The sequence below is a fragment of the Streptomyces sp. genome, assembly GCF_035563135.1.
Taxonomy (GTDB): domain Bacteria; phylum Actinomycetota; class Actinomycetes; order Streptomycetales; family Streptomycetaceae; genus Streptomyces.
The window spans coordinates 1-2153 of record NZ_DATMVN010000536.1 but is presented as its reverse complement, the minus strand read 5'-3'; the positions used below and the strand labels follow the sequence as shown (position 1 = coordinate 2153).

The following is a 2153-nucleotide window of genomic DNA, read 5'->3' as shown; positions in this document are numbered from 1 at the left end:
GGCGACGCGCTACACACGCACACGCCTCTGGCCTGCGTGGTGTCCTCTGACCCGATCGCCGCCGCATCTGAGCGGGAACTGCTCTCACTGCGCGGTGGCTGGCCGCCCACGTGCCGCCGGAGGTAGGCCCGGTCACCAGGTTCGCCGCCGCCGTCGAGGTGGCCCGAGGTGGACCGCGGGGCCCTGACGGTCACCAGGTCGGCAGGCTGTCGGGGTACAGCAGCGTGACGATCCCACCCCAGAGGTCCATCGCGGGGACGGCCTCGGCGTCGGCCGCATTGACCATCACGACCACGCTCGCCTTCTCCTCCGGCAGGTGGAAGACCGTGTTGCTGTAGCCGAAGATCGACCCGTTGTGGCCGACCCAGTTCCCGAGCTGGAGGACGCCGAGGCCGTACTGCACCCGGACGCCGGTCGAGGTGAGCGGCGTCCACTCCTGGCGCAGCCGGGCGGTCCCTGGGGCGAGGCCCGTCCCGCTCGCCAGTTGTTCGGCGTAGCGGATCATGTCCGGCACGGTGGAGATGACCGCACCGGCGGTGAACGGGACCTCGGGGTTGCTGAACGTGACGTCCCGTGGCTCCTCCGCGGCAGGGTCCGCCGGTGCCAGCTCGCTGTCGGTGTTCATGTAGCCGTGGGTGAACGGCTCCGGCAGGGCCGCGGTCGTGGGATACGACGTCTCCGGTAGGCCGAGCTCCTCGATCACCGAGGTGGTGTACTGCTGCGCGGAGCGGCCGGTGACCCGCTCGATGACCAGCCCGAGCAGGACGTACTCCGAGTCGGAGTACACGGTCGCTCGGCCGGGTGGGGTGGCCTCGTCGGCATGCGCGCGGATGATCTCGAGGACGTCGTAGGGGGACCACCCCGGCAGGAGCGGATCGGCGACGTACCGGGCCATGAACTCCTCGTCCAGGACGAAGTTGTACACGCCGCCGCGCATGCCCAGGAGGTGGTGCAATGTGATCTCGTCCCCGTGGGGGATGTCGGGGACGTACTCCTCCAGGGGGTCGTCGAGGGACAGCCTCCCCTGTTCGGCGAGGCGCAGCACCGCCTGGGCGGTGAGGGTCTTGGTCACGCTGGCGATGCGGTAGTGCACGTCGGTGGTCATCGGGGTCCCTGCGGTGTCCGCGGTCCCGTAGGCCTGGAGGTAGCTCCCCCGGACCGGGTCGGAGATGCCGACCACCGCGCCTGTGACGCCGTCGGTCAGCGCGGCCCGGGCCAGTTCGTCGACCTGTGCGGCGAGGTCCGGGTCGAGGGTCGCGGCCGGGTGAGGAGCGGACTCTGCCGGGCGGGCGGGGGTGGCCGTGAAGCCGGTCGTCCCGGCCCCGGCGAGCAGGGCGAGTGCGAGGGCGGCGGGGCGCATCCATCGGCGCATGGGGAACAGCTCCTCCCGTGGAGGGAACGGTGTGGTGTCCGCGTGGCCGGGGCCCCGTCGTACCGACCCGGTCTGCCAGGGGTGCCGATCAGTCGGCGTAGAGCTCGGCGATCACCGCCTTGGCGAGCTCGACGGCCGGGCCCTCGCCGTTGGGTGCGGGCGCGGTGGAGGCCCAGGTGACGACGGTGATGTCCCGGACCGGGTCGTGGCCCATGAAGGAGTTGGTCCCGGGCAGCTCACCGCTGTGTCCGTACACGGGCCCGAACCTGGCCAGGCCGAGCCCGTAGCCGGGGCTGGCCGGGTCGTCCGGGTCCACCGGCTGGACGCTGGCGATCCGCTCCTGCTGCAGCCGCGGGCTGAGCAGGCACCCGTCGATCAGTCCCTCCACGTAGTCGGCGAGGTCCGGCGCGGTGGAGATCCCGGCGCCCGCGGTCCACCCCCAGGAGGGGTTGATGTCGGTGACGTCCATCGGCTCCAGGGTGCCGGCGCGGGCAGCGGCCTGGACCTCCGGTGGGAGCACGAGGCTGTCGATGGTCTCCACGTTCGTGCCGAAGGTGTACATCTGCGGGTGCGGTTGCGGGATCGAGGCGTCGGTCAGCGCCGGGAAGGAGGTCTCGCTCAGCTCCAGCGGGTCGAAGATCCGGTCCTGGAAGGCCTGCTCCACCGGGACCCCGGTGAGCTGTTCGATGATCACGCCCAGCAGCACGTAGTTGGTGTTGGAGTACAGGAACCCCTCGCCCGGGGGGAAGGCGGGCGGCTCGGCGAGGCCGATCGCGAGCAG

At 71.5% G+C, this 2153-nt stretch carries 2 protein-coding genes; both read right to left on the bottom strand.

What is annotated here, in order from left to right; genetic code table 11:
* Positions 1-190: 190 nt before the first annotated feature.
* On the bottom strand, positions 191-1372 hold the full coding sequence (locus VN520_RS23650; RefSeq protein WP_325748949.1) for a serine hydrolase domain-containing protein: 1182 nt from the start codon (positions 1370-1372) through the stop codon (positions 191-193).
* Between the two features lie 88 nt (positions 1373-1460).
* Positions 1461-2153 (bottom strand): serine hydrolase domain-containing protein (locus tag VN520_RS23645; protein WP_325748948.1); only part of this gene is annotated, 693 nt, incomplete at its 5' end.

Excerpts from the sequence above, each read along its gene's own strand:
- VN520_RS23650 (WP_325748949.1), bottom strand. The coding sequence starts at position 1,372 with ATGCGCCGATGGATGCGCCCCGCCGCCCTCGCACTCGCCCTGCTCGCC.